The organism is Acinetobacter sp. YH12112, assembly GCF_013418945.1.
Lineage (GTDB): Bacteria > Pseudomonadota > Gammaproteobacteria > Pseudomonadales > Moraxellaceae > Acinetobacter > Acinetobacter indicus.
Window position 1 is genome coordinate 1 of sequence record NZ_VPBA01000073.1, and the last position, 3,684, is coordinate 3,684.

Here is a 3,684-nt window from a genome sequence, read left to right on the forward strand (position 1 = left end):
TCCCTCCACATGCAACGCATGCCAATCCGTAAAACGGACACGCAGAAGCAGGCAAAGCTCGATCTATGATGCTTATTTGATGAATAAAAACACGTATTAACGAAGACTTATCATTTTGAGTCTTGATCTAAACACTGTTTATTGTGAAAATAGAGTTCAGGTACAAGCCTTGTGGTGAAATCTGCACGAGTTGGTAGCTCTGCTGATCTTCGTTACTTGATGTTAGCGCATCAAATAACTGCGTACCGCTGAATATAAAGCGAAAGCCCATTTAGTTTCAATACTGAATGGGCTTTTTCTTTTTCAGGTATCTATTATTTTGGGTCTATGACGCAAAAATCACCATTTTTTCCATATCCGCACTGCTTTTTCATCACACGAACACACGGTTTAGATTCCTCTCCAACAGTACAGCTTCGAATATCAAACTGGATACCTTGCTGTCTTAAGCTCTCGATCTGAGGGATATTTTCTAAAGGTTTGATATAAACACTGAATAACCAAATGATGCCAAGCATCAGAATGGCGAAAATACCTAAAATGATGGTGATGATTTTCCATGAAAATTGATCACTGGCTGATTCAATCGAGTTATTCAAGCGTCCAAGTGCCTTAGCGGTCTTTATAAGCTCTGCTGTACCCTCCTGTAAGCCCGTATTTAGCGATTTTGATACGGTGCTATGGGTTTGCCCTGCGATGACCTTTTGAATGCGTTCTTCGGTGATTTGAAGCTCTTTAACAGCCTGATTGACTAGGTTCTGCTGTTGTTCTGCAACTGCCATCAGTGCATATAGCTTTTTTTCATCAGGTGTCATCGGCTCATCCCTTTAAAACTCATGGTTTTCTGTTGCTCTCGTTCTAATTTCTGCTGTTCTTTGTACTGCTGTAAGGCAAGCTGTTTGAAGCTGTCAAAATCAGCCTTAAAGCTCTCAATTCCCTGCTTAATTTCTTTATCTGAAATTGGGCTGTCTTTGAGGTCTTTCAGGTCTTTTTTCGGGTCGCCTAAGTCTAGTCGTTCAAGCTCTTTGTAAGCTGTGCGTGACTGTTGCAGGGCTTCCCTGATTTCGGGGTCTTTGGCTTGGCTTGGTAATAGTTTTTTTTCAGGTTCTTTCTCTATGCCTTGCTCTTTGTAGCTTCGCATATCAATACGGCTGTCAATTTGGTGTTTTTCTAAATGGCTGTTGCATAAATCTGCCCATCTTTGGCGTAGGTCTTTAATATCGGTTTTTCGTTCCTGGTAACTCTTGCCTGTATTGTCTTTTTTAGCTCCGCCACGTTCAGGATTTTTGCTGTTATAGCGTTTGAAATATTGCTCTGGATCTCGTTCGATTCCATCTTGCAGACGTTCATTAAACATGAGGTGGACGTGGGGCTGATCGTTGCCGTCCATTGCTTTAGGGTTATGAATCGCAAACTGATACGGATATTTTGAGCCGATCTCGGATTGAATGAAGTCCTCAACCAGTTCTAAGCGTTGCTCGGCATTCATCTCTCTAGGTAGGGCGATTTCATACTCTCGGTAGGTACTGCCATTTTTGCGCTCGTAAAGGTCGGCTGCCTGCCAAAAGGTAATTGGATTATGTTCAGCCCACTTCGGCATATTTCCATAGGCACTATGCTCAAGGTCTGTTTCTGCCTGTTCCTCTTTCAGCTTCTTTTCTTCATCCCGATCAATATATTCGGCATGCGGTGCTGCCTTACCTGCTTTACCGACTTTGACACTTAAACGAGCAATTGCCATTAGGTCTTATCCTGTTCCTTTTTTCGGTTACGTTCTTTCTTAAACGCTCTTTGATCAAGTATCGAAGCCCACATCATAATGATGATAAGTAGCGGTGCTGCGATCACGCCAAAACTAATATCTTTGATTTTTCCTAATACCTGTTTTAGTTGCATGCTGTTGCTCCTAGCTTTGGTACTTCTTTTTTTCATTCAATTTTCAATTGAACGAAAAAAAGAAGTTTCAGGGTCTTAGGGATGAAGTCCCTAACGTGCTTAGGTTTCTCAATGAAATTGAGAAACGTCTAAGCGCGCCATCAAATTTTTGATGGAAGTACAGGCGACAATCTCTAGAACGACTTTAACAAAATTACGTTACTCGGACGTAATTATTTTGTTATCGTTCTTTGAGTATTGAGCCTGTGCTTTTGCGGTATTTAAATTAAGGAATTGAATATGAATAATGATTGGCTGTCTGAAAAAATCACCTACATTTCTGCTTTAAAGAATCCAAGTGACGCTCAGAAACTTTTACTCGAATTAGCAAAAATCCAATACCGTACTCCCGACCAAGAAAAAAAGCTCAATGCCCTAATGAAAGCTGAAAAAGCAATAGATCGAGCGAATAAACAGAAAATTGCAGTTAGAAAATTACTAAATGCAGAAAAGGAAGCTGAACGTAAAGCTCGAACACGTCACCTCATCCAATTAGGTGCACTATTTGAAATAGCTAACCTAGATCAGCGTGACCCAGCCGAATTACTTGGAGTTCTGCTTAAAACTGCTGAAATCGACCCAAATGATATGAAATGGCAAATCTGGAAGGATTTAGGACTAGAAGTTCTCAAACAACGTAAAAACAATTCAAATTAATTATAAGCTAGGCTGAATTAGCAATAAGTTAAGTTATGATTTCACGAATCAATTATGATATTTCATAGGAAAATCAATGAAAAAGTTTATCTTAGGACTTTGTCTATCTTTACCAATTCTCTCTCATGCAGCACCTAAATGGGAACTTGCTGATGTATTCATCTCAAATAAAGATAAAGGTGAGATTTCTAAAATATATGTAGACAAAAATTCAATCAAAACAGCACCAAATAATAGTGATATTAGATATTTTTCTATCAAAGAAGTTCACTCAAATCCTAAAAATAATGTAGTGAAAAATAATTTAGCGATTGAATGCTCACAAGGTCTTTTCTTAAGTCCATTCACTAATCAATGGGAACCTATTTTTCAAAGAGGCTATATTGTTGGTACTCTAAAAACCTATGAATATTATAGCTATACCACTGTTTGTGATGATGTGAGAGGAAAGTATTCTAATAACATTATTATTAATACAAACAGAATTGGATTTTAATAATAGCCTAAGCAGAAGAAGGGTAATAATACGATCTCTCATACCTTACCCTAAAACCTAAAAAATAAATGCTCTCAACTTCTCAACTCGCCCCCAAAGCGTCGCACTTCGTGCTTTGGCTTTGGAAACGGTTGAGAGAGTTTCGGCAATACTTTCCCTAAAGGCGGTCATTTGAAAAAATGACACATCCTTTAAGTATTGCCGATTTACCGCATATTCTTTTGGCTTCGGAGCCACGTATATCGGTCGTATCCGCACATAGTTTTGCTGACTATGCAGACAAGGACTAAAGGTCTTGCACCTTCTCCCACACGCTCCCTGTCGAAGTATGGCGATATCTCTGCGAGGGTTTCCCCAACATGCAACTTAACCGACCTATACAACTACTTCCAACGCTCCGCCTCTGTGAGAATCCCCTGTAAGCGGTTTAGCCTTTCGACTATCGCTACGTTGCACCAGTGACACTTATTCCCTCCACATGCAACGCATGCCAATCCGTAAAACGGACACGCAGAAGCAGGCAAAGCTCGATCTATGATGCTTATTTGATGAATAAAAACACGTATTAACGAAGACTTATCATTTTGAGTCTTGAT

General features: G+C 39.6%; 5 protein-coding genes. 2 read left to right on the forward strand and 3 right to left on the reverse strand.

Going from position 1 to position 3,684, the window contains the following annotated elements; translation table 11 throughout:
• Nucleotides 1-314: 314 nt before the first annotated feature.
• The 3 genes from FTU50_RS14930 to FTU50_RS14940 are packed head-to-tail and all read right to left on the reverse strand — an operon-like array spanning nt 315 to nt 1,896.
• On the reverse strand, nt 315-815 hold the full coding sequence (locus FTU50_RS14930; protein ID WP_180069857.1) for a hypothetical protein: 501 nt from the start codon (nt 813-815) through the stop codon (nt 315-317).
• Nucleotides 812-1,741, reverse strand: a complete 930-nt coding sequence (locus FTU50_RS14935; RefSeq protein WP_180069860.1) for a MobA/MobL family protein — start codon at nt 1,739-1,741, stop codon at nt 812-814. The genes FTU50_RS14930 and FTU50_RS14935 overlap by 4 nt, the downstream gene beginning before the upstream one ends.
• A complete protein-coding gene (locus tag FTU50_RS14940) occupies nt 1,741-1,896 on the reverse strand; it encodes a hypothetical protein (protein ID WP_004847148.1) in 156 nt (51 codons plus the stop codon). Before FTU50_RS14940 ends, FTU50_RS14935 begins: the two co-directional genes overlap by 1 nt.
• 279 nt (nt 1,897-2,175) lie before the next feature.
• Here FTU50_RS14940 and FTU50_RS14945 point away from each other — a divergent pair, with 279 nt between their 5' ends.
• Entirely contained in the window at nt 2,176-2,592 is a 417-nt protein-coding gene (locus FTU50_RS14945; protein WP_180069864.1) for a conjugal transfer protein TraD, read from the forward strand.
• 76 nt (nt 2,593-2,668) lie between these two features.
• The gene (locus tag FTU50_RS14950) at nt 2,669-3,088 is read left to right on the forward strand and encodes a hypothetical protein (protein WP_180069867.1); all 420 of its coding nucleotides are present in this window, start codon (nt 2,669-2,671) and stop codon (nt 3,086-3,088) included.
• Nucleotides 3,089-3,684 lie beyond the last annotated feature (596 nt).